The sequence below is a fragment of the Rhizobium sp. NFR07 genome, from assembly GCF_900111905.1.
Taxonomy (GTDB): Bacteria; Pseudomonadota; Alphaproteobacteria; order Rhizobiales; family Rhizobiaceae; genus Neorhizobium.
Genome location: NZ_FOKM01000013.1, coordinates 69,957 through 92,502 on the forward strand (window position 1 = coordinate 69,957; position 22,546 = coordinate 92,502).

A 22,546-nucleotide genomic window follows, 5' to 3' on the forward strand; every position below is an offset into this window, starting at 1 on the left:
TATGGAGAATAAGACAAGCGGATTACCCACCCTGCCTTCACGCGGCCGGTATCAGGCAGCGACGGCGCCTGAAGTCTGGCCGCCGTCGACGACCAGGCACTGCCCCGTAATCCATCTGGCCCTTGTCGATGCCAGGAATGCGATGCCTTCGGCAATGCTGTCTGGATCGGCGAGACCTCCGAGCGGAATGCTCTGGATCGTCGCGTTGTAGAGATCGAGATTGTCTCTGCGCACCCGATCCCAGATCCCTCCGGCGATGAAGGTCGAACCTGGAACCACGCAGTTCACCCGTATCCTGTCAGGACCGTAGAGTTTGGCCGCGCTGTGGGTGTATTGCTCGACAGCGGCCTTGGCCGCGCCATAGGGCAGCCTGTCCGGCTTGGCTTGCCGAGCCGAGACCGAGGAGACATTGACGATCGCGCCGGCCTCGCCCTTGCGCAGATAAGGAACCGTTGCCCTCACCGCGCGAACCGTACCGAAAAGATCGATCTGGATGGCAGCCTCCCACCCTTCGTCGCTATCGGCGAGGGAGAAGCTCGACGCGCAGTTTATCAGGATGTCTATCCCGCCTAGCGCTTCTGCAGATTGAGCAACGAAATGCTCGACAGACTCGGCATCGCTAAGATCGCAAGGGCAAACATGAATCGTGTTGTCGGATGTCTTCAGCATTTCCCGTGTGCGCTCGAGCGCCTGCAGATCCCGGGCGCCGACCGCCAGTGACGCGCCCCGAGTGGCCAAAAGTGATGCTGTCGCCAGACCGATACCGCGGCTGCCACCGATGACGACCGCCTTCCTGCCGTAAAACTCAGTCATTTCCCGTTCCTCGAGAATAGGAGATTGATCCTTCGCCAAATGCCGAAGGATCAATGCTGAGCCCCTGCTCTAATCCCAGGATGTCGCGGGCAAACTATCGAGTGCCAATTGTAATGCAGCGCCCGCATCTGCGGAAACGCCCCAGGTGAAATCACGAGGTAAGGATTGCATAAATTTCCTCGGCACTGCCCGCCTGGCCGATTTTGGGCAATATCCGCTCGTCACGAAACTTCCGGGCCACGCAGGACAGCATGTTGAGGCCGTCACGGCCGGCATTCGCCGGGGATAGCAACAGGATGACCACGTCCACCGGCTGCCCGTCCATGGCGTCGAAATCCAGGGGCTTAGCAAGCTTGGCACACAGGCAGAGCGGTTCCCGCAGCTCTTCGAAGCGCGCATGCGGAATGGCGATGCCGTCACCGATTCCCGTGGAGCCCAGTCTTTCCCTGTCGAGCAGGCCCTTCGATATGTCGACAGCCGCGAGCCCGCATTTCTTGCTGGCGATTTCCGCAAGCAGCCTCAGAACCTGGTCCTTGGAACCGGCCTGCACGCCGACAACGATATTTTCGCTCGGCAGGAAGTCCTGCAATTTCATGATGCACTCCATGGAGCTGAAATACGCTCAGGCAAGCTCGGCAAGCCGATAGCCGACACCTGTTTCGGTGAGGATGTAACGCGGCTGGTCTGGGCTTTCCTCGATTTTCTGGCGAAGCTGCCGCACATAAACCCTCAAATATTGCACGTCGGTGATCTCGCCCCACACCTTATCGAGAATGAAGCGATGGGTCAGCACCCGGCCGGAATACTGCACAAGAAGCCGAAGGATGTCGTATTCCTTCGGCGTCAGCTTGACCTCCTCACCCTTCACCTTGACGATCCGCTTGACGAGATCGACTGAGAGATCGCCCACCTGAAACAGCGGACTTTCACCCTGCGTCTGCAATCGGTGCCGCAGCGCCACACGGATGCGCGCAACCAGCTCGTTCATGCCGAATGGTTTCGTAACGTAGTCGTCGGCACCGAGTTCCAGCGCCTTGACGATCCCTGCTTCGTCGGTGCGACTGGAGAGAATGACGATTGGGAAGGTGACGCCGTCGGCCCGCCATTTCGCCAGCAGCTCGTGGCCAGCCATATCCGGCAGGCCGAGATCAAGAAGCACGAGATCCGGTGTGCTGGAGGTAGCCATCTCTATCGCTGTTCTGGCATTAGGGGCGCCCTGAACCGAGAACCCCTGCGACGACAAGCCGACATCAAGGAGCTTGCGGATCGGCGGCTCGTCGTCGACCACAAGTATCTTCACCGTTGGATTGGTCATCATGCATCTCCTTGAGGCACAGCAGGCCTCGGCATGGTTATGGTGAACATCGCGCCCTGGCGGTCGGGGCGGTTTTCCGCCCTGATGCTGCCGCCCATGGCTTCGACGAAGCCGCGGCAGATCGAAAGGCCAAGCCCGGTGCCTGCCTTTACGTGATCGACTTTCCGCACGCGATAGAAACTGTCGAAGATACGCTCGAAATCGCCGGGCGGAATCCCGGATCCCTCGTCGAGAATGCGGACCTTGATCTGGCTGCCCTCGGACCATGCCCGGATCGAAATGACCGTGCCGTCGGGCGAATATTTGGCGGCATTGTCGATGAGATTGAACAGCACCTGCTCGAACAATACCGGGTCGACACGCAGCATCGGCAGGTCCTCGGGAATGGCGACCACGATCTTGTGTTCACTGGTGATCCTTGCTGCCCGATTGAGCGCAGAGCCGACGATATCACCGAGATAATGCAGCGCGTAGTTCGGCTCCATGGCGCCCGAGCCGATGCGGGTCATGTCGAGCAGGTTGACGATGAACCGGTTGAGCCGCTCGGATTCGTCGATGACCGTCTGCAGCAGCTCGCCCTTCGCATCGTCGGAGAGACCCTGGCCGAAATCCTTCATCGTTCCGGCCGCCCCCATGATGCCGGCAAGCGGCGTCTTGAGGTCATGGGAGATCGAGGTCAGAAGCGAGGTTCTCAATCGATCCGTTTCCGCGGCAAGCCGGGCCTTGTCCACATCCGCCACCAGATGCACGCGTTCGATCGCAAGTGCCGCCTGATCGGCAAGCGCGTCCAGAAGGCGGCTCTGTTCCGGTGTCAGGATCGGCCCCTGCCGGTCATTGTCGAGCCCGACGACACCGATCGCTCCACGCCCCGTCCTCAGTGGAAGATAGAGCCGTTTCGCGCCCGGCAAGGTATCTGCACCGCGGCCGGCGGGACGGTCATGTTCCCAGGCCCATTTGGCGGCCGCGATATCAGCATCCACCAGCGTGTCGTCCGGCGGATAGCCGGCTTTTACCGCGATTGTCTCGCCTTCAGGCAGCAGGATCACGACGCGGACCTTCAGCATGGACGCGATCTGGAAGGCCGTTGCCCATAGCACGTCGTCCAGCGTGCCGGTGCTGGCGAGTTTTTTGGAGAAAAGATAGAGATCCTCCGTCGTTCTCGCGCGCTGCCGAGCGGCGGCCGCCTGCCGCTGGACGGCGGCCGTCAGATTGCTCGCGACAATCGCCGTGCCGAGGAAGAACAGGAGCGCGATCACCCCTTCCGGGTCTCGCACCGTCAGCGTGTAACGCGGCTCCAGGAAGAAGAAGTTGAACGACAGTGCGCCGATCAATGATGCATAAAGCCCGGGCCCAAGACCACCGCGCACCGCAGACGCTAGGACGCCCATCAGAAAAACAAGCGCGAGGTTGCGGACATCCAGCGCCCGATCGAGTAACACCCCGATGCCAGTGGCGATCAGCATGAAGATCGTGCTGCGGACATAGTATTTCAGCCGGAAACGACGCTTCGGGACCGCGGTCCTGACCGCAACGGGATCGATCGCCTCCTCGCTGCCGGACATGACATGCACGCTGATCGCGCCGGAATACCGGATCAGGTCGTGGGTGACAGAACCTTCCCAAAGCTCCCGCCATCTCGGCTTGTTCGACTTGCCGATGATGACATGGTTGAAGTTGTTGGCATTGGCATAGGCGATGATTTCGCGCGAAATGCTGGAGGCCGGAAGTGTCACCGTCTCGGCGCCGAGCTGTTCAGCCAGCCTCATACAGGCGGCCAGCCGATCCTTGTCGGCATCCGCCATGGTGGCAGATTGCGGCGTTTCCAGATGCAGCGCCGTCCAGGGCGCACGCAGCCGGTCGGCCTGACGGCGGGCATAACGAACGAGCGCCGCGCCGTTGCGACCATGATCGAGGCAGACGAGGATCCGCTCGCCGGCCGCCCAGGGACCGGAAATGGCATGGGCCTGCATGTGGTTGAGCAACTGCTCGTCGACGCGTTGCGCAGTGCGGCGAAGCGCAAGCTCGCGCAAGGCCGTCAGGTTGCCCGGAGAGAAATAGTTCTCGATCGCGCGGCGCGCCGTCTTCGGCACATAGACCTTTCCATCCTGCAGCCGCTTGATCAGGTCCTGCGGGGTGATGTCGATAATCTCGATATCGTCGGCACGATCGATGACCGAATCCGGAACCGTCTCGCGAACGCGGATGCGGGTGATCTGCGCGACGACGTCATTCAGGCTTTCGACATGCTGGATATTGAGCGTCGAATAAACATCGATGCCGTTGGCGAGCAGTTCGAGCACATCGAGATAGCGTTTAGGATGCCGGCTGCCCGGCGCATTCGTATGGGCAAGTTCATCCACCAGCACCAGCGCGGGCCGGCGTTCAAGGATGGCGTCGAGATCCATTTCCTCGAGCACCTGACCCTTATACTCCATCGCCCGGCGAGGAATGATCTTCAGCCCGTCGACAAGCGCTTCGGTTTCCTTGCGGCCATGGGTTTCGACAATCCCGACCACCACGTCGATCCCGTCTGCCTGGCGCACGCGGGCCGACATCAGCATCTCATAGGTCTTGCCGACGCCGGGCGCGGCGCCGAGAAAGATCTTCAGCTTGCCCCGATTTTCCTGGTCCGCCCGCTCCAGCAAAGCCTCTGGAGAAGGACGGCGGTCTTGTCCGCTGTGATTTTCGTTGGCCATCTCGCCCCGTTCTCCGATGTCGGCGGCGTTGAAGGCACCGCCGATATCAATGTCTAGCTCACTGTATCTGGACGTTGTCCAGAGCGAGATTCATTTCCAGCACATTTACCAGCCGATCGGGCGTGAACATGCCGCCAGGCGAAAAGGCATTCCGGTCGATGACCTGCTCGACCTGATCGGCCAGAATGTTGCGCGCCTGAGCGATGCGGGCCACCTGATAGCGGGCCGCGCGCTCGGTGATATGCGGGTCGAGGCCCGCGCCGGACGCGGCGGCCAGTTCCGCCGGAAGCGGATTTTCCGGCGTAGCGCCATAGGCCGCGACAGTTTCGGTGGCGCGCTCGGTCAGATCCGTGCTGGTCGGCGACTTGTTGGAGCCGCCGGCACCGGCGCCGTTGTAATCTACGGCCGATGGGCGCGGCCAGAAATACTGAGGCTGAGTGAAGGCCTGCGCCACCTGACGACTGCCGATAACGGTGCCGTCGGCCCTGGTGATGATCGAGGCCTCGGCCGTGTCAGGCGTGACCGCCTGTCCGACGGCCCAGACCGCTGCAGAATAACCGCCGACGCAGATCGCCATCGTGGCGACGGTGATGCGAAGGCTTGAGATGAGGGTTTCCATTGTTGGGACCTCCTACTTCATGAACATGACGTGTTCGGCAATCGGGCCGAGGGTGGCGGCGGGGAAGAAGGTCAGCGCGCCGACGATGACGACAGTCGCCGTGAGCATGCCTGCAAACGTGCCGTCTTCGACCGACAGCGTACCGCTCGATTCCGTCGCGCGACGCTTGGCCGACAGCGAACCGATAATGGCGAGCGGCAGGATGATCGGAATGAAACGGGCAAGCAGCATGACGAGGCCGGTTGCGATGTTCCAAGGCGCCGTCGCATCGCCGAGACCTTCGAAGCCCGAGCCGTTATTGGCAGCGGAGGAAGAGAACTCGTAGAGGATTTCGCTGAAGCCGTGCGGACCGATATTGTTGAGCGTATCCGCCCCCCAGGGCGTAACGGCGAAGATCGCTGTGCCGACCAGGATGAAGAGACCGTGGGACAGAAGGCCCATCATGGCGAACTTCACTTCCTTCGCCTCGACGCGCCAGCCGAGATATTCCGGCGTGCGGCCGATCATCATGCCGGCGATGAAGACGCCGACGATGATGTAGAGGAACATGTTGACCATACCGACGCCGACGCCACCGAAGTCTTCGTTTAGCCACATGCCGATCATCGGCATCATGCCGGCAAGCGGGTTGAGGCTGTCATGCATGGCATTGACCGAACCATTGCTGGTCGAGGTTGTGACGACCGCCCAGAGCGGACCGGCCGATGCGCCGAAGCGCAGTTCCTTGCCTTCCAGATTGCCGACATCCTGGGTGATCGGCAGCGACGTAAAGGCCTGGGTCGGAACGCTTTCGAACCCGACGGTTGCCACGATGCGCGCGCCCATCAGGATGAGCATGACGGTAAACAGCACGGCGGCATGCTTCAGGCGGCCGATAATGTGACCGAACATCCAGACGCAGGCCATGGGGATGATAATGATCGACACAGTCTGGACGACGTTCGACCAGAATGTCGGGTTTTCCAGCGGATGCGCGCTGTTGGGACCGAAGAAACCGCCGCCATTGGTGCCGAGCTGCTTGATCGCCACGAAGGCCGCGACGGGACCGCGGGCAATCGTCTGCTGCACGCCTTCGAGCGTGGTCGCAACGACCGAACCGCTGAAGGTCATAGGAACGCCGGTTAACAGAAGCAGGACGGCCACGACGAAGGCGGCTGGCAGCAGGACCAGGAAGGTGGCGCGCTGGACGTCGACGAAGAAGTTGCCGAGCTTGCGGCCGGCGAGACCGCGAGCAAGAGCTGCAAGAGCCGCGATACCGACTGCTGCCGAGACGAACTGCAGCCACATCAAGCCGGCAAGCTGCGTCAGATAGCTCATGGCGACCTCCCCGGAATAATGCTGCAGGTTGGTGTTCGTTGTGAACGATACGGCCGTGTTGAAGATCAGGCTCGGATCAAGCGCTTCCTTTCCGTCAGGATTGAGTGGCAGATACTGCTGCAAGGCAAGGATTGCGAAGACGACCACGAACAGCACGACGTTGAAGCCGAGAAGGGAAACGACGTAGCGTTTCCAGTCCTGCTCCTGGCGTGCAATCGAGCCGCCAATGCCCTGGAAGATCGAGGTGAAGCCGTTCGGCGTGCCCTGCCCTCTGGCGGGATCCATGGCCCAGCTCATGTATCGGCCGAACGGCCAGGACAAGAGCGCCGTACCGCCCAATATGAAAAGTACGAAGATGATTGCTTGTGTCATTGTCGTTTCTCCGGCCTCACGCGCGATCGAGCGCGGAAGCGAGGGCAAACAGCAGTCCGAAGACGATCAGCCCGAGGATGAGGTAAAGAATGGTCATTGATGTCTCCGATCAGGCGAGGTTGAGCGCAGCGACGACCATGTCGATCAGCTTGATGCCGATGAACGGAACGACGAGACCACCCAGGCCATAGATGAGCAGATTGCGCCTCAGCAGCGGACCCGCACCGATCGCCTTGTAGGCGACGCCTCGAAGGGCGAGCGGGATCAGTGCGATGATGATCAGCGCGTTGAAGATGATGGCCGACAGGATGGCGCTTTCCGGCGAGGCCAGGCGCATGATGTTGAGCGCGTCGAGACCCGGATAGAGTGTCACGAACATTGCCGGGATGATGGCGAAATACTTCGCCACGTCGTTGGCGATCGAAAACGTCGTCAGCGAACCGCGGGTCATCAGCAACTGCTTGCCGATCTCGACGATCTCGATGAGCTTCGTCGGATCGCTGTCGAGATCGACCATGTTGCCGGCTTCGCGGGCAGCGACCGTGCCGGTATTCATGGCGACACCGACATCGGCCTGTGCGAGCGCCGGGGCATCGTTGGTGCCGTCGCCGCACATGGCGACCAGCTTGCCCTTGGCCTGTTCGTCACGGATGAGCTGCAGCTTGTTCTCGGGCGTCGCCTGGGCGAGAAAGTCGTCGACGCCGGCTTCGGCGGCGATCGCGGCCGCCGTCATCGGATTGTCGCCGGTGATCATCACGGTGCGGATACCCATCTTGCGCAGTTCCGCAAAACGCTCGCGGATGCCGCCCTTAACGATGTCCTTCAGGTGGATGATGCCGAGCAGGCGACCGTCCTTGGCGACGGCAAGCGGTGTGCCGCCAGACTTGGCGATCTCATCGGCGAAGGCCTGACCTTCCTTCGCCGCCATCTCCGCGGTCCTGCCGCCGGCAACCGCATTGGCCTGCAGATAATTCAGGACGGAATCGACCGCCCCCTTGCGGATGGAAGACCCTTCCAGGTCGACACCGCTCATGCGGCTCTGCGCCGTGAACGGCACGAAACTCGCCCTGAGCTCCTTCATGTCGCGGGCGCGGATGCCGTATTTCTCCTTGGCGAGCACGGTAATCGAGCGACCTTCCGGCGTCTCGTCGGCAAGCGAAGCAAGCTGGGCTGCGTCTGCCAGTTCTGCGGCCGTGACACCCGTGACAGGGCGGAAATCCGTTGCCTGGCGGTTACCGAGCGTGATCGTGCCGGTCTTGTCCAGAAGCAGCGTATCGACGTCACCGGCGGCTTCCACCGCGCGGCCGGACATGGCGAGCACGTTGAAGCGGACGAGACGGTCCATGCCGGCGATGCCGATGGCTGACAAAAGCGCACCGATCGTGGTCGGGATCAGCGTCACGAAAAGAGCAACGAGAACGACGATCGGGATCGCGCCGCCTGCGTAGCTCGCAAAGGCCGGGATGGTGGCGGTGGCCATGACAAAGATCAGCGTCATTGCGGCGAGCAGGATGTTGAGCGCGATCTCGTTCGGTGTCTTCTGGCGCTCAGCGCCTTCGACGAGCGCGATCATGCGGTCGATGAAGGTGGAGCCGGCAGCCGCCGTGATGCGCACCTTGATCCAGTCGGACAGAACCTGCGTGCCGCCTGTAACGGCCGAGCGGTCGCCGCCGGATTCGCGGATGACAGGAGCTGATTCACCGGTGATCGCCGCCTCGTTGACCGAAGCGATGCCTTCGATGATTTCGCCGTCGGACGGGATGATGTCGCCGGCCTCGACCAGAACGATGTCGTTCACCTTCAGCGAGGTGCCGGCAACCTCCTTCCACTCACGCTCTTCGGCGGATGTCAGAAGCTTGGCCTGAGTTTCTGTGCGGGTCTTGCGCAGACTGTCCGCCTGCGCCTTGCCGCGCCCTTCCGCCACTGCTTCCGCGAAATTGGCGAACAGGACCGTGAACCAGAGCCAGAGGATGATCTGAAATGAAAAGCCGAGGCCTTCGGCCCCGGTCGCCAGATCCTTGACGAACAGGATGGTGGTGAGCGCCGAAACGACGGCAACCACGAACATGACTGGGTTCTTGGCCAGTGTCCTTGGATTGAGTTTGGTGAATGCGCCGCCGATCGCAGGCACGAGTATGCGAGCATCGAACATGCTCGCGCTTTTGAGTTCGGTCATGGGATGTCCCATTGAAGTTGGGGATGTGAAGAGGTCAGACGGTCGGCGAAAGATGCGTAATCAGCATGGTGATCACCGTTGCCGCGCCGAGCAGCACACACATCCCGAGGATGATGGTCGAGCCTCGGCACAGGCTGCGCGCATGGGGATGCGGCGGCAGATGTCGACGGCAGAATTGAAGGAAGCTCTGCATGGCGGCACCTAGAAACGCTCGGGCCGCCAAAGCGCGTAGGCGAGATAGACGGTGATGAAGGCCGTCACGATCCCGCTCAGGATATAATCGAATGCCATGATGCACACCTTTGGATAGCGTCGCCGATATCAAGGATCGGCAGGCATTATGTGCACCTCTCGGCCATAGGAATTCGAGATGAGGCTGCAGAGGAAGAAATAGGAATCCTATAAAGATTCGGATGCCGGGCCGCCCGCTTGAGCGATGATGCTTTCCAAGGGAACTGAAGTGACGGATATCCCGCCACTAGGATCGGCAGGCAGCGCCTTCACGGTCGGTGTCCGTTTCGCTCCAGTCTTGATTTCCGGCAGCGTCAAGCCGGCGCCAGCGGCGCGCCGCATTCGGCACGATCGGGCTCAGGACCCGCGGCATGTGGCTTTCCTCCGGAATGGCGAACAGCCCTAGGCGAGCACTCCAGCGACCGAAAAAGGCGGAGGCCGTGATCATCGTGAAGGGGATGGCGACACATAGACCGCCGACGAACGGCAGTGCCCAGACGGCAGCAGTCAGCCCACCCTCACGATAGATGATTGCGGCAAGCGTCAATCCGATAACGGTCTGCAGGCCCATAGCCTTGACGGCCGAGCCGAGCGAAACGCCCAGCCGGTCGCGGTTCTGACCGCTCCAGGTCACCGAGCGACCGAAAAGCAGACCGAACAGGAAGACCGAGATGTAAACGGCAATGATCGGCGCCATCAGCATCGATGCAATGAGTTCCATGAACGCCGAAGCGCCGAAACGCAGCACTCCGCCATAACGGCGGATCGCGCCGCGGGTCAGGATCACGTCGACAACGCCAGCGATCTTCGGCGAAATCGACAGCAGGAAAATCGAGATGAACAGCCAGAAGCCGAGCTGGGCTTCCGCCGGAGTGAAACCTGACGTCATTCCCTTCCAGATCGCCGCAAATGTCATTGCGATCCATGCCGGCGGCGCCACATACATCAGGATCGCCTGCAGCACCTGAAAACGGCTGACCGGTTTCAGACCCGGTTCGAACAGGAAACGCCAGTATTGCATGTTGCCTTGGCACCATCTGAGATCCCGCCCGGCGAAATCCGGCAGTGTCGGCGGATTGGCCTCGAAACTGCGGCTTTCGATCGGCAGCACGCGCACCTCGTAGCCGCCGCGCCGCATGAAGGCAGCCTCGAGCTGATCGTGGCTGAGGATATGGCCACCAAGCGGTGGCGAACCAGGCAGGACAGGGAGACGACAGTGGTCGAGGAATGCGCCGGTTCGGATCAGCGCATTGTGACCCCAGTAAGGGCCGCAATCTGCCGTCCACCACGCGGAGCCCATGGTGAAGGAGCGCATTCCATGCCGCATGCCGAACTGGAACATGCGCGCGAAGCCACTCTCCGCCGGCATGCCGACCACGAGCGTCTGCAATATGCCGATTTTCGGATATCGCTCCATGGCCGCAACAAGCCTGATGATGACATCACCTGCCATGACGCTGTCGGAATCGAGCGGCAGGAAGAAATCGTAATCCTGCCCGTATCGCTGCAGGAAATCCTGGATATTGCCGGCCTTGAACCCGGTATTGACGGCCCGGCGCCGATAGAGCGGCCGGTGGCCGCCAGCGCTCTCGATCACCGCGGCGAGCCGCTCGAAGGCAGCTTCCTCGGCGTGACCGATCCGCGTATCGGTGGTGTCGCTCAGCACGAAGATATGGAAATGGCCTTCGAGACCGGTTGATCTGAGGCTGCTCCACATGGCCTCCAGCCGAGCAAATATCGGAACCGGATCCTCGTTGCGCAAGAACACGGTCAAGGCAGTGCGTGAATTCAAGGCGGCGGGACAGGTATCCCTGCCCTGGCGGTAGAAAGGATAGACGCTGCGGGACGGATCACCAAATCCATGGATCAGGAAAAGACCAATCAACGCATTCCAAAAGCCGAGGACCGTCCAGGGAGTGGCCAGAAGAAAGCCCGCCAGCATGATAGTTTCCGGCCCCCAGACCGTTGATGGCGACAGGGCGCGGTAGACGAGCAGACCAAGTACAAGGATGGTCGTAAAGTTGAGCACCAGCACCAGCCGGCGCCGCCAGGCAATGGACAATCCGGCATATTCGAGCACCGGATTCTGACCTAAATCACGCGAGCCCTCCGGAAGATCCCGATAGGTCATGTCGCTGTGATTGGTATGCAGATCCATTGCGGACAGGTCTTTCGATGAAAGGTCGATGACCACGAACTAGGAAACGAACGCGGACTGACAACCTCTATCAGAGACACTGCTGCCTGCAAGTCGAGCACGATTGGGTGAACGGACTCGCAGCAGATATCCGGCAAAGGTACAAACGCCTGAATTTACTACGAATATCTTGGATTGCGCCGCGAAAATTGCCAAACGAAGCGCACCGACGTGAGGCGCTCCGAGGTCAGCGCTTACGAGAGGCCCCAGAAGAAAAGCGTGGCAGCGGCTGCGACGAGCAGGATGGCGCCAAATAGCAACTGAAGCCGGAAAGATCGCGCATAAAGTTCACCGCGACGCGCCTTGAACTTGCTGGCTGCGAGAAGTCTGTTGGCTGCGGCGATGTCGCCGTTTTCTGCCAACCGGACAATGTCATTAGCCAATACCGAACTATCCATCATGCACCTTCTTCGCGATAAGGGCGCTTTTCGCATATCAATCTGACAATCATTTGAAGGCATCTCGTGTCGCTGGATGATCAGCCGAGAACGCTGCTGTTCGGCATTGTGGCGCCCGGAAGCCATGTCTGTGGGGCATGCGGACGTTTGCTGTCGTGCATCAGGGGAATGCAGACGACGACCACGACCAGTGCAGCGACATAGATCATTCCGAAACTTGTTCTCCACGCTCCCACGATACGCTTACTCCTGCTGCGACCATTGGAACGATGCGCGGCGAAGCTGACAGTCACCTGAACGGCAGCGTCTTTATGACATTCAGGTGACTGTCAGGATCGGATGCGATTCCGCCGGCAATTGAAACTGCCGGGAGCTTCCTCCTTGTCCACCGAAAGCCTTTCAAATTACGCCCGCCGACCGACCAGGCCATTTGCCCGGCCGCGGATCGGCAGCGTCACGCTCGCCCTGATCGGGGCGCTTTATCTGATCGCCTTTACCAACCGCACGTTCTTCACGCGCGCCTATTCCTATTTCGACAATCACCTCACGCTGGCGGCCTTTTCCCTAGGGCTGGCATGCTTGTTTGCAGCTTTCACGATCACGATTTCGGTGAAGTACGTGCTGAAGCCGGTCCTCGTCCTGCTGATAGTGAGTGCCGCTGCCGGATCCTGGTTCCTGGACCGTTTCGGAACGATCATCGACGTCGACATGATCCGCAATGCGGTCCAGACGACATCGTCGGAGGCAGGTCATCTGATCACCCCGGCGTTTCTGGTGCACATGTCGATCTTCGGGCTCCTGCCGGCTCTTCTCGTCTGCTGGGTAAGGGTTGAGCATCGTCCCTTCTTCGCAAAGGTCGGATGGAACCTCGCCGCAATCGTTCCCCTGCTGCTTCTGGCGCTTGCCTGCGGTGTCAGCAGTGCGCGCAGCATCGCCTCCGTTACGCGGCTGCACCGCGACCTGATGCTGACGCTCAATCCTTTCGTTCCCGTCGGAAGCGCCCTGCTCTTCGCCTTCGCAAGCGAGGCCGACAAGAACATCGTGGCGCAGCCTCTCGGAACGGATGCCCACGTTGCCGGTCCCATGGCCTCAGGCAAGCCGCGCGTTCTCGTGATCGTAACCGGCGAGACGGCCAGGGCGGAGAACTTCTCCCTCGGAGGCTATTCCCGCGAAACCAACCCGCAGCTCGCCAAGCAGGACATCGCCTACTTTTCCGACACGTCGAGCTGCGGTACGGCAACGGCAGTGTCGGTGCCCTGCATGTTCTCCAACCTGACCCGCCGCGGCTATTCGCACCGCGCGGGCCTGGCAAACGAAAACCTGCTCGATGTTCTTGGTCATGCCGGCGTTACGACGGAATGGTGGGACAACAACACCGGCAGCAAGGGCGTCGCGAACCGCACTACTTACCGCTCATTCTCCACCGCCAACGATCCGCGCTATTGCACGGATAACGAATGTCTCGATGACGCCATGGTGGCCGATCTCGATGGCTGGCTGTCGAAGGTAAAGGGCGACAGCGTGTTGGTATTGCATCAGCTCGGCAGCCACGGCCCGACCTATTATCTCCGCTACCCGCAGGCTTTTGCCCGCTTCACGCCGGAATGCCGTACGGGGGAATTGGGCAGCTGCAGCCACGAGGAAGTGGTCAATGCCTATGACAACACCATTCTCTATACCGACCACATCCTTGCTTCCGTCATCGACAAGCTGAAAGCCCATCAGGACAAGGTCGCGCCGGCGATGATCTACATGTCGGACCACGGTGAATCACTCGGTGAGCACGGCCTTTACCTGCATGGCGCGCCGTACATCGTGGCTCCGTCGCAGCAGACCCATATTCCCTTCGTCTTGTGGCAGGGATCGGAAATCAAGGCCTCGATCGACCCGGACTGCCTGTCGAAACGCACCGAGGAAGCCGCCTCGCACGATGACCTTTTCCATACGACGCTCGGAATGATGGCCGTGCAGACCTCGGTTTATAAACCAGAGCTCGACGTGCTCGGATCCTGCCGGAAGCCCACTGGAGCAAGCTCATGACCTTTCCCGATTGTGCCGCTGTCGGGCAGGTCATAGGACCGGTCGCATTTGAAGCTGATGGGCCGCCGCCCATACCTCCCATCAGCAAGGTGACCGGCAGCCGGCACCTGCTGGCGGCGCTCGGCTATTCGCTGGGCGGCGCCGGCAGGTTGCTGCGCGAGACTGCATTTCGCCATGAGCTCATGGCCTGCGTTGCGATCCTCATCGCCTTCGCAGTCGTCGGTGCCGAGTTTGGCGAGTATGTGATGATGGCAATTCTGCTGCTTGGTCTTGCCGCCACCGAAGCCCTCAACACCGCCATAGAGGAGATCATCGACCGCATATCGCCGGAATGGTCGAGCACCGGAATGCACGCCAAGAACCTCGGTTCCTTCGCCGTCTTTTGCATGCTTGCGGCAAGCGGCCTCATGGCCGCTTACGTGATTTTCTCGCGCCTGCTGTTGTCGTGAGCGAGGAAGTCGCCTCATGCCCTCTCGAATTCGCTCGCGATCCTCTGCTAAACATCGGATACAAGGCGATATCGCGATGGAATGGAGCAGACGGTTTGAGGGTTCTTCTGGTCGAGGACGACGCGACGCTCGGGGAAGCCGTGCGCGACCATGTGGTGAGCACGGACAATGCCGTCGACTGGATGAAGACGATCGATACCGCCTCCAGCGCCCTTTCCACGACTGCTTACGGCCTCATCCTGCTCGACCTGCGCCTGCCTGACGGCAGCGGCATAGCGCTTCTGAAGGATATTCGCGCCAGGGGAATTACGACGCCGGTGATCATCCTGACCGCGCATGACCAGATCTCCGACCGCATCGAAGGATTGAACAGCGGAGCTGACGACTATCTCGTCAAGCCGTTCAATCTTGGCGAGCTGACGGCGCGCATGCTGGCGGTTACCCGTCGCTACAGCGGCCGCCCGGTCTCGCTCGTGCGTATCGGCGATCTTGATATAGATGCCGCCGACCGGCGCGTGGTTTCGGCCGGAAACCCCATCGCATTGTCCGGCCGTGAATGGGCGGTGCTTGATGCACTGGCTGCGCGACCGGGCGCCGTCGTCTCCAAGTCGCAGATAGAGGAAGCACTCTACGCCTTCGGCTCCGAGATCGAGAGCAACACGGTCGAGGTCTATGTCAGTCGGCTGCGCAAGAAGCTCGGCCGGGATCATATCGCCACGCTGCGCGGTGTCGGTTACCGCTTGGGACGAGAGCAATGATACCGTTTCGCCGATCGGCTCCTTCGATGACGCGCCAGCTCATCTTCTCGATCACCGCCATGATGGCGCTGCTCTGGCTGCTGGCAGTCGGGCTCGGCACCGTTGTGATGAACGACGAACTCAACGAGACTTTTGACGGCGCCCTGCAGGATACGGCGGAAAGGCTCGTACCGCTGATCGTCGGCGAGTTCGAACATTACGGGCCTCAGGAAGCCTTGCCGCGTCTGCAGACGTCGCGTGCCAGCGGCTACCGCGAATATCTGATCTATCAGGTCCGTGATTCCTCCGGCCGTTTGCTGATCAGATCCCACGATGCTCCGGACAAGCCATTCGAGACCCCCCTGAAACGTGGCTTCTGGAAAGACAGCAAGTACCAATATTTCACCGCATTCGACGCCCCTACCGGCATTTACGTCCAGGTAGCGGACAAGTTCCGAAATCGTGACGAGGCCGTGCGGGAAGGTGCCGTGGCGCTTTTCGTACCCCTCGCGCTGCTGATCCCGGTCAGCGGCATAGCGATCTGGCTCCTGGTTCGACGTACCGTCCAGCCGATCGGGGACCTGCGCCGCGATATCGAAAGCAAGGACGGCGGCAACATGGAGCCGATCGACGCGACGGCGCTGCCGCGTGAACTGCAGCCGATCGCCCTCTCGGTCAACCTTCTGATGACACGCCTGCGCACGGCGCTGGATGCCGAACGGGAATTCACCTCCAACAGCGCCCACGAGTTGCGCACGCCGATCGCAGGCGCACTTGCCCAGACACAGATGCTCATTGCCGAACTCGGCAACGATGCCAATCGCCAGCGTGCCGGCCAGATCGAAACGTCTCTGAGACGCCTCAGCCACCTCGCCGAAAAGCTGCTTCAGCTGTCCCGTGCCGAAGCCGGCATCGGCATGGCCGACAGACAGACGGAACTGACCGGCGTTGTCGACATGGTCGTGACGGATTTCCAGCGGAGCATCGCCGCACCGGACCGACTGATATTGCATCGGAACGCCGGCACTCGTCTGGCAGGCCCCTACAGCGAAGATGCATTCGCCATCGTGCTGCGCAATCTGATCGAGAACGCGCTCGTTCACGGCGATCCCCGCAAAAATCCGGTCGAGGTATTCGTGGAGGACGGCGGCATGGTGCGGATCGTCAACGGCTCGCCGATCTTGACCGAGAGCGAACTCATCGCGATCCGCAAACGCTTCAGCCGGGGAAAGACGGAAGCTGCCGGCTCCGGTCTCGGCCTGTCGATCGTGGATCGCCTGCTCGGCCAGATGAATGCGAGGCTGGTTCTCCTGTCACCGGCAACCGGCCGTGACAACGGGTTCGAGGCGAGAATACATTTCCCGAATCTCTCTTCCTGATGGCTATGCGATCGGCTTGATGATCCTCACCGGCGAATTGCCTCCATTGCTCCAGAATGGCACTGCCTTCCGATGAAAGTTTCCCCAGGTCATTCGCTCACCGTCAACCTTCCCGCCACCGCGACGGCTGCCGCCGTCCAGTTCTCCGTTGCTGCTGGCCAGTGCCTGGTGGTGATGGGCCCATCGGGCGTGGGCAAGACGACGATGCTGCGCAAGCTCGCCGATCTCGATCCTCATGAGGGTTCGGTTCTGCTCGGGGATCAGCCTCAGCAGGGAATGCCGGGACCGCACTGGCGCAGGCAGGTCACCTATGTGTCATCGGATGCCGGCTGGTGGGCACCGAGAGTGCGCGACCATTTCGATCCGGACAGTGATCCCGCCGGGGTGATGGCGCGCCTCGGCCTTTCGCCGGACAAATTCGACAGCCCGCCGCAGAATCTCTCCAGCGGGGAACGCCAGAGAATGGCGCTGATCAGAGCCCTGGTCCGAACTCCGCGATTTCTTCTTCTCGACGAGCCGACATCCGCGCTCGACGAGGAGACGACCCGCCTCGTCGAAGCCGCCCTTGAGGAAACAAAAAACAGGGGCTGCGGCCTCGTATTGGTAACCCACGATGCCGCCCAGGGCGAACGGCTGGCTGATCAGAAACTGGTATTGAGGCGTGCGCAGTGATGATATCGCTTGGCCTGATCGAACTGTCGCTCGCCGTTGCCCTGACACTGATCAGCGCGGGCTTGTCGGTGCTGCTGTCGCTCGGCTTTCACAAGACGCTTGTCTGGTCCGCGATCAGGATGATCGTCCAGCTGATGCTGGTCGGCCTGCTTCTGCGCTTCATCTTTTCCCAGAGCTCGGCATGGATCACGCTGCTTGTCTTTGCAGCCATGCTGCTTGCGGCAAGTTATGAGACCGGCGCCCGATTGCCGCGTCGTCTGAGCGGTTATTTCCAGTTTCTGGTCAGCGGCACGGCGATTACGATTTCCACCGGCTTCGTCTCGGCCTTCGCGCTTCTGACCGTGCTTGGCGCGGAGAACTGGCTCGAACCTGCCCATGCGATACCGATCGCCGGCATCATCCTCGGAACTGCGATGAATTCCGCCAGCATCGCGCTCAACGCCCTTTTCGCCAATATCGGATCCGAGCGCAACGCGATCGAAGCGCAGCTCGCCCTCGGCGCGACACGCTGGCAGGCCCTCGGCCCATTGATGCGTCGCGCTATTCAGGCCGGCCTGCTGCCCGTTACCAACCAGATGGTCGGTGCTGGCATCATCACCATGCCGGGGATCATGAGCGGCCAGATACTGGCAGGCCAGGATCCGCTGGAGGCCGGAAAATACCAGATATTCCTGATGCTTCTTCTGGCCTCCAGCGGTGTCGTCAGCACCGTTATCGCGGTCTATGCCGCAGTCAGGCGGGTCACCGACGACCGTCACCGGCTGCGGCTCGATCACCTTCTGAGCCGATAGAAGCGTTGGTCCGAACCTCTCCCTGGGTGACCCCTCCATCCAGTTCGAGCGCCGATACGGACAGGTTGCGCCCACGGGCCTTGGCTTCAAGCAGGGCCTTGTCGGCAAGGATGAGCAATGCGGGGCCGGAATACGAACGCGCTTTCGCGGCAACCCCGAGCGATGCGGTGATGGAACCGAGGATCCGGCCCCGATAGGCGAGAGGCGCCTCCATGACAGCGCTACGGATCTTCTCGGCAAGCGCCACCGCTGCCTCTTCGTCGAGGCCTGGGGCCAGAACCGCGAATTCCTCGCCGCCGAACCGGTAGGCCTTTCCCCTGTCTCCGACGGTGTCGGTGATGATCTGCGCCACATAGCGCATCACTTCGTCGCCGGCATCGTGACCAAATTCGTCGTTGAAGCGCTTGAAGTGATCGATGTCGATCATCAGGCAGGCGAGTGCCTCGCCATCCGTACTGCGGCTTTGACGCGCGAGAGCGTCGTCCAGCGAACGGCGGTTCAGCAACCCTGTCAGCGCGTCACGAACCGCAAGATGGGTAAGACGGTCGCGGAGCTGCAGGTTTGCGACCGCAAGACCTATGTTCTCGGCAATCAGCTCAAGATACAGGCGCGAAGCCTCCGCCAACGTGCCGTCCGCGTCATCCCGCTCCTCGAAATAGAGAAGACCGATCATGTCGCCTTGGGCCGTCAGCGGCACGCAGAAGCCGGTGACATCCAGCCCCTGCAGGTGCTGACAGGAAATGTCGTTTTGCGCGGGATCGCTGACGTGAGGTCGTCCACGACGGATCGCCCAGCAGGCCGACGCCGGAAAGGAGGTCTCCGCGTGATGCGGTTGCAGCCATGAACCGAAGCTCGAGAGAGCGGTACGGCTTTCGTTCATGACGAAAAGCTGTCCGGCAAGTTGCGGAAAGATCTGTGGCGCGAAAAGCGAAACCACCTCCGCCAGCTCCAGTTGGGTCTGGCAGGCCTGCAGGCGGTGCATCATCTGCAGGATGAGGTCCTTGATCATCTGGTCGCGGCGGCGTTCGGCATCCAGCCTGTCCCTCTCCAGCCCGTTCTGCCGGAAGATATGGATCGCCTCGGTCATCTCGCCGATCTCGTCCTGCCGGCGATCTAGCGGCACTTCGACGGCATAATCCTGCCGCGCGAGACGGCTCACGATGCCGGTCATCTGGATGAGGGGAATGGCGACGCGTCGCCGCAGCACGAAATACAGAACCGCAAGAAACAGAAATGCCGTCAGGCCAAGCATGACCCGGGCAACGAGGCTCCAGGCATCGGCACGCTCGCGCGCCTCCTGCAGCAGGTCACCGGCGCGCGTCGTGGCGAGCGCCCGAAAGCGCGTCACGGTTTCGAGAAGCGAGGCCTGCAGGCGCTCATGCTCCGAGCCGAACAAGGTGCGGCTCGCATTGTCGCGATCACCGCGTTGATAGGCAGCGATCGCAGTTTCTTCCAGACTATCGAGAGCGTCGGCGTATCGTTCCATGTCGACGATCGCCTCCGCTTCCGCTGCAGGCAGATCCTGATCGCGAATTCCCGAGATGGCGGCCTCGAGGCGCCGTTCCTCGCCTTCCCTCCCCTGGAATGCGCGCAGATGCCGCTCTTCGCCGCTGACGACATAAAGCCGCACCTCATCGCTACGCTCTTCGGCGCCAAGCGCAAGCTCGTCACCGAGATCGTCCAGCACCCGGTGCTGCTCAACCGCCTGCCGCTCCCGTTCCGCACTGTTTGCGGACAGGATGAATGCCGTCCCCGACAATGCCGTCAAGACAACGGTGGCACCATAGGCGAAATTGGTGATGACACTGATCCGCATCACACAACATTAGCAATTCGGAATTTAAATAGCATTAAAATGTAATTGAACCGATGGCCGTATAAATCGGCTAGCGAAGCCCAGAGGGCTTAAAATGTATGATCAGCGATTGAATGATATGGCGGAGAGGGTGGGATTCGAACCCACGGTGCCCTCGCAGGCACGCCGCATTTCGAGTGCGGTGCTTTCGACCACTCAGCCACCTCTCCGCTTTGCTGGTCGGCGCATGTGTTGCGCGGGCTGTCTCATAGCGGCGAAAAATCGGGCTGGCAAGGGGCGAAATACAAGTCTTCATATCCTTTCGTCTTGACAGTTTTTTGTCGCTCGCGTAAGCCCGCGTGCGTTCAGGTTGTGGAAAGCTGTCCATACCTGACAGATCGCGGGAGCTTATCGGATTTCCACGCGGTTTCACCGGCAGATCCGTTTCAGAAGATTTCTCTTCTCCAAACCCCTGCTAGAGCCCGACTGACAAAAAGACGGCCCTTCCTTCCAGGAAGAGAGCCGGAACGAACATGAAAGGATATAAAATGTTCGCAGTCATCAAGACCGGCGGTAAGCAGTACCGCGTGGCCGCCAACGACGTGCTGACCATCGAAAAGCTGGAAGCCGAAGCTGGTGCAGTTGTAGAATTCAACGAAGTCCTGGTTGTCGGCGTAGGCGCCGATGCCAAGATCGGCGCTCCCTTCGTTTCGGGCGCAACGGTCAAGGCCGAAGTTGTCGAGCATAACCGTGGCAAGAAGGTTCTCTCCTTCAAGAAGCGTCGTCGCCAGAATTCCAAGCGTATTCGCGGCCATCGCCAGCATCACACGGTTGTCCGCATCACCGACATTCTCGGCTAATCAGGTTTCGAAGGTAAAGGAGAACACCAATGGCACATAAAAAAGCTGGCGGCTCGTCGCGTAACGGTCGCGATTCTCAGTCCAAGCGCCTTGGCGTGAAGAAGTTCGGTGGCGAAGTCGTCATTCCGGGCAACATTATCGTGCGCCAGCGCGGTACGCAGTGGCATCCGGGCGCCAATGTCGGCCTCGGCAAGGACCACACCATTTTTGCACTTACCGCCGGCAACGTGAATTACCGTACGAAGGCTAACGGCCGCGTATACGTGTCCGTTATGCCGAAAGCGGAAGCCGCAGAATAAAGCCGGCAAGCGTTATGCAACCGGCGTCTCATCGACCCGGTTGAACGTTCAAGGTTCAGTCAAAGAAAAGGGAAGATGGGGCGCTACTCCATCTTCCCTTTTTCTTTACCCCTAGAGGAGACTGAACCATGCAAGTCGAATTGTTGAGGGCGAGCCAATCCCGGCCGCCGGAAGAACGGCCGCGGCCGGATCGGTCACAGGACCGGTCGAGAAGCGAGTGCCCCGTCTTACTGTCGCAGAGATTGGTTCTGCGCACGCCCCACGAAGAAGACATCGACGCACTTGCCCATCTCGCCAACAATGCGAATATCGCGACCATGGTGTCGCGCATGCCGCATCCCTACACGGCGAAAGACGCAGCCGATTTCGTGCGACGCACGAATGCTGGCGAGATTGGCAAATGCGTCTATGCCATTACCCGAGGAAACGACGGCGCCTTCCTGGGCTGCTGCGCGCTCGAGCCGCAGAAGGACGGGCATACGCTCGAGATCGGCTATTGGCTCGGCGAGCCTTATTGGAATAGGGGCTATGGTACGGAGGCGGCACACGCCCTGATCGACATGGCGTTTCGAACCCGCAGCGAGATCGACCAGATCGACGCCCGTTGCCGGGTCGCCAACATCCCGTCGAAGCGGGTCATCCAGAAATGCGGCTTCCAGTTCCAGGGAACGGGCATGATCGATTGCCTGGCGGAGGGAGCAATGGTGCCGGTCGAGTGGTTCCGCCTCGACCGCAAGACATGGATATCATTGAGAAGCTGGGGGGAGCTGAGATGAATGCCGCTGTTGTAGAAAGAACTGTCGAACGTCGACTGACGCCCGGGCCCTGCCCGGTCATCCAGTCGGAGAGGCTCACGTTGCGGCCGCACCGGCTTGCCGATGCGGATGCGATTGCAAGCTCGCTCGCCGATTTCAAGGTAAGCCGAATGCTTGCATGTGTCCCCCAGCCCTACGACCGTCAGGATGCGCTCGACTGGCTGATACGCCAGACTTCCGGCCTGCTGCCGGACTGGAACCTTGCGATAACCACTGGCGACGACGTCCATATCGGCGTGGTTGGCATGGAGTTGCAGCGTGATGGCTGGCATCTGGGTTACTGGCTGAACCGGTATTACTGGGACCGCGGCTATATGACCGAAGCGACCGGCGCGGTACTGGAACGGTTCTTCCGGCGGATGCCGGAGGTAACGGTTTACTCCGGCGCCTTCGCCGACAACCTCGCGTCACTCAACATCCAGCGGAAGCTCGGCTTTCGTATCGTCGATGCGGGCGAGGTTTTCTCGCTGGCGCGCAACCGGATGGCGCCGCATATCGATACGGAGCTGTCGCCCGAGAATTTCCGGCGCCCGTAGCAGGAAGCGGAATGACAAGCAGCCCGGCGGGTAAATCCC

At 60.8% G+C, this 22,546-nt stretch carries 24 protein-coding genes and 1 tRNA gene; 11 read left to right on the plus strand and 14 right to left on the minus strand.

What is annotated here, in order from left to right; genetic code table 11:
- Nucleotides 1–51: 51 nt before the first annotated feature.
- The 6 genes from BM216_RS24105 to kdpA form a co-directional block, all read right to left on the minus strand.
- Nucleotides 52–813, minus strand: coding sequence for an SDR family NAD(P)-dependent oxidoreductase (locus BM216_RS24105; protein WP_093001778.1), 762 nt, complete (start codon nucleotides 811–813; stop codon nucleotides 52–54).
- Nucleotides 814–964: 151 nt separating this feature from the next.
- Nucleotides 965–1,408 (minus strand): PTS sugar transporter subunit IIA, encoded by a 444-nt coding sequence (locus BM216_RS24110; protein ID WP_177230892.1) that lies wholly within the window; start codon nucleotides 1,406–1,408, stop codon nucleotides 965–967.
- A gap of 27 nt (nucleotides 1,409–1,435) precedes the next feature.
- On the minus strand, nucleotides 1,436–2,128 hold the full coding sequence (locus BM216_RS24115) for a response regulator transcription factor (protein ID WP_093001780.1): 693 nt from the start codon (nucleotides 2,126–2,128) through the stop codon (nucleotides 1,436–1,438).
- Nucleotides 2,128–4,824: a sensor histidine kinase gene (locus BM216_RS24120; protein ID WP_093001781.1), complete on the minus strand. Its 2,697-nt coding sequence runs from the start codon at nucleotides 4,822–4,824 to the stop codon at nucleotides 2,128–2,130. Before BM216_RS24120 ends, BM216_RS24115 begins: the two co-directional genes overlap by 1 nt.
- 58 nt (nucleotides 4,825–4,882) lie before the next feature.
- Complete coding sequence (locus BM216_RS24125; protein WP_093001782.1) at nucleotides 4,883–5,443, minus strand: potassium-transporting ATPase subunit C; 561 nt, start codon at nucleotides 5,441–5,443, stop codon at nucleotides 4,883–4,885.
- A 12-nt stretch (nucleotides 5,444–5,455) separates the two neighbouring features.
- The gene (gene kdpA / locus BM216_RS24130; RefSeq protein ID WP_244530297.1) at nucleotides 5,456–7,045 is read right to left on the minus strand and encodes a potassium-transporting ATPase subunit KdpA; all 1,590 of its coding nucleotides are present in this window, start codon (nucleotides 7,043–7,045) and stop codon (nucleotides 5,456–5,458) included.
- On the opposite strand from kdpA, the gene BM216_RS34145 reads away from it, so the two are divergent.
- Nucleotides 7,044–7,232, plus strand: coding sequence for a hypothetical protein (locus BM216_RS34145; RefSeq protein WP_177230887.1), 189 nt, complete (start codon nucleotides 7,044–7,046; stop codon nucleotides 7,230–7,232). The genes kdpA and BM216_RS34145 overlap by 2 nt on opposite strands.
- 9 nt (nucleotides 7,233–7,241) lie before the next feature.
- Here the strand turns inward: BM216_RS34145 and kdpB are convergent, their stop codons facing one another.
- The 6 genes from kdpB to BM216_RS35085 all read right to left on the minus strand — a co-directional run bounded on the left by kdpB (nucleotide 7,242) and on the right by BM216_RS35085 (nucleotide 12,343).
- Complete coding sequence (gene kdpB, locus BM216_RS24135) at nucleotides 7,242–9,308, minus strand: potassium-transporting ATPase subunit KdpB (protein ID WP_093001783.1); 2,067 nt, start codon at nucleotides 9,306–9,308, stop codon at nucleotides 7,242–7,244.
- A 34-nt stretch (nucleotides 9,309–9,342) separates the two neighbouring features.
- Entirely contained in the window at nucleotides 9,343–9,501 is a 159-nt protein-coding gene (locus BM216_RS34150; RefSeq protein ID WP_177230894.1) for a hypothetical protein, read from the minus strand.
- 8 nt (nucleotides 9,502–9,509) lie between these two features.
- Nucleotides 9,510–9,599 (minus strand): potassium-transporting ATPase subunit F, encoded by a 90-nt coding sequence (locus tag BM216_RS24140; protein WP_093001784.1) that lies wholly within the window; start codon nucleotides 9,597–9,599, stop codon nucleotides 9,510–9,512.
- Nucleotides 9,600–9,786: 187 nt separating this feature from the next.
- Nucleotides 9,787–11,697 (minus strand): glucans biosynthesis glucosyltransferase MdoH, encoded by a 1,911-nt coding sequence (mdoH, locus tag BM216_RS24145; RefSeq protein WP_093001785.1) that lies wholly within the window; start codon nucleotides 11,695–11,697, stop codon nucleotides 9,787–9,789.
- Between the two features lie 233 nt (nucleotides 11,698–11,930).
- Nucleotides 11,931–12,119 carry a hypothetical protein gene (locus tag BM216_RS33645; protein ID WP_143102850.1) on the minus strand — a complete coding sequence of 63 codons (189 nt, stop codon included), beginning with the start codon at nucleotides 12,117–12,119 and terminating at the stop codon, nucleotides 11,931–11,933.
- A gap of 95 nt (nucleotides 12,120–12,214) precedes the next feature.
- Nucleotides 12,215–12,343: a hypothetical protein gene (locus BM216_RS35085; protein ID WP_280141702.1), complete on the minus strand. Its 129-nt coding sequence runs from the start codon at nucleotides 12,341–12,343 to the stop codon at nucleotides 12,215–12,217.
- A 172-nt stretch (nucleotides 12,344–12,515) separates the two neighbouring features.
- On the opposite strand from BM216_RS35085, the gene BM216_RS24150 reads away from it, so the two are divergent.
- From BM216_RS24150 to fetB, 6 genes are all read left to right on the plus strand, one after another.
- Nucleotides 12,516–14,174, plus strand: coding sequence for a phosphoethanolamine transferase (locus tag BM216_RS24150; protein ID WP_244530298.1), 1,659 nt, complete (start codon nucleotides 12,516–12,518; stop codon nucleotides 14,172–14,174).
- On the plus strand, nucleotides 14,171–14,623 hold the full coding sequence (locus BM216_RS24155; protein WP_093001787.1) for a diacylglycerol kinase: 453 nt from the start codon (nucleotides 14,171–14,173) through the stop codon (nucleotides 14,621–14,623). The genes BM216_RS24150 and BM216_RS24155 overlap by 4 nt, the downstream gene beginning before the upstream one ends.
- Nucleotides 14,624–14,718: 95 nt before the next feature.
- Nucleotides 14,719–15,381: a response regulator gene (locus tag BM216_RS24160; RefSeq protein WP_093001788.1), complete on the plus strand. Its 663-nt coding sequence runs from the start codon at nucleotides 14,719–14,721 to the stop codon at nucleotides 15,379–15,381.
- Between the two features lie 26 nt (nucleotides 15,382–15,407).
- Nucleotides 15,408–16,739 (plus strand): sensor histidine kinase, encoded by a 1,332-nt coding sequence (locus BM216_RS24165; protein WP_093001887.1) that lies wholly within the window; start codon nucleotides 15,408–15,410, stop codon nucleotides 16,737–16,739.
- A 72-nt stretch (nucleotides 16,740–16,811) separates the two neighbouring features.
- Nucleotides 16,812–17,411, plus strand: a complete 600-nt coding sequence (locus tag BM216_RS24170; protein ID WP_093001789.1) for an ABC transporter ATP-binding protein — start codon at nucleotides 16,812–16,814, stop codon at nucleotides 17,409–17,411.
- Entirely contained in the window at nucleotides 17,411–18,202 is a 792-nt protein-coding gene (gene fetB / locus BM216_RS24175; protein ID WP_093001790.1) for an ABC transporter permease, read from the plus strand. Before BM216_RS24170 ends, fetB begins: the two co-directional genes overlap by 1 nt.
- Here the strand turns inward: fetB and BM216_RS24180 are convergent.
- Complete coding sequence (locus tag BM216_RS24180; RefSeq protein ID WP_093001791.1) at nucleotides 18,153–20,018, minus strand: diguanylate cyclase; 1,866 nt, start codon at nucleotides 20,016–20,018, stop codon at nucleotides 18,153–18,155. The genes fetB and BM216_RS24180 overlap by 50 nt on opposite strands.
- Nucleotides 20,019–20,137: 119 nt before the next feature.
- Nucleotides 20,138–20,227 (minus strand) — tRNA-Ser (locus BM216_RS24185).
- Between the two features lie 318 nt (nucleotides 20,228–20,545).
- Here BM216_RS24185 and rplU point away from each other — a divergent pair.
- The 4 genes from rplU (at nucleotide 20,546) to BM216_RS24205 (ending at nucleotide 22,507) form a co-directional block, all read left to right on the plus strand.
- Nucleotides 20,546–20,857, plus strand: a complete 312-nt coding sequence (gene rplU, locus BM216_RS24190; RefSeq protein WP_093001792.1) for a 50S ribosomal protein L21 — start codon at nucleotides 20,546–20,548, stop codon at nucleotides 20,855–20,857.
- Between the two features lie 29 nt (nucleotides 20,858–20,886).
- Nucleotides 20,887–21,156: a 50S ribosomal protein L27 gene (rpmA, locus tag BM216_RS24195; protein WP_093001793.1), complete on the plus strand. Its 270-nt coding sequence runs from the start codon at nucleotides 20,887–20,889 to the stop codon at nucleotides 21,154–21,156.
- 128 nt (nucleotides 21,157–21,284) lie between these two features.
- Nucleotides 21,285–21,932, plus strand: coding sequence for a GNAT family N-acetyltransferase (locus BM216_RS24200; protein ID WP_093001794.1), 648 nt, complete (start codon nucleotides 21,285–21,287; stop codon nucleotides 21,930–21,932).
- Nucleotides 21,929–22,507, plus strand: coding sequence for a GNAT family N-acetyltransferase (locus tag BM216_RS24205; protein WP_093001795.1), 579 nt, complete (start codon nucleotides 21,929–21,931; stop codon nucleotides 22,505–22,507). The genes BM216_RS24200 and BM216_RS24205 overlap by 4 nt, the downstream gene beginning before the upstream one ends.
- Nucleotides 22,508–22,546: the final 39 nt, after the last annotated feature.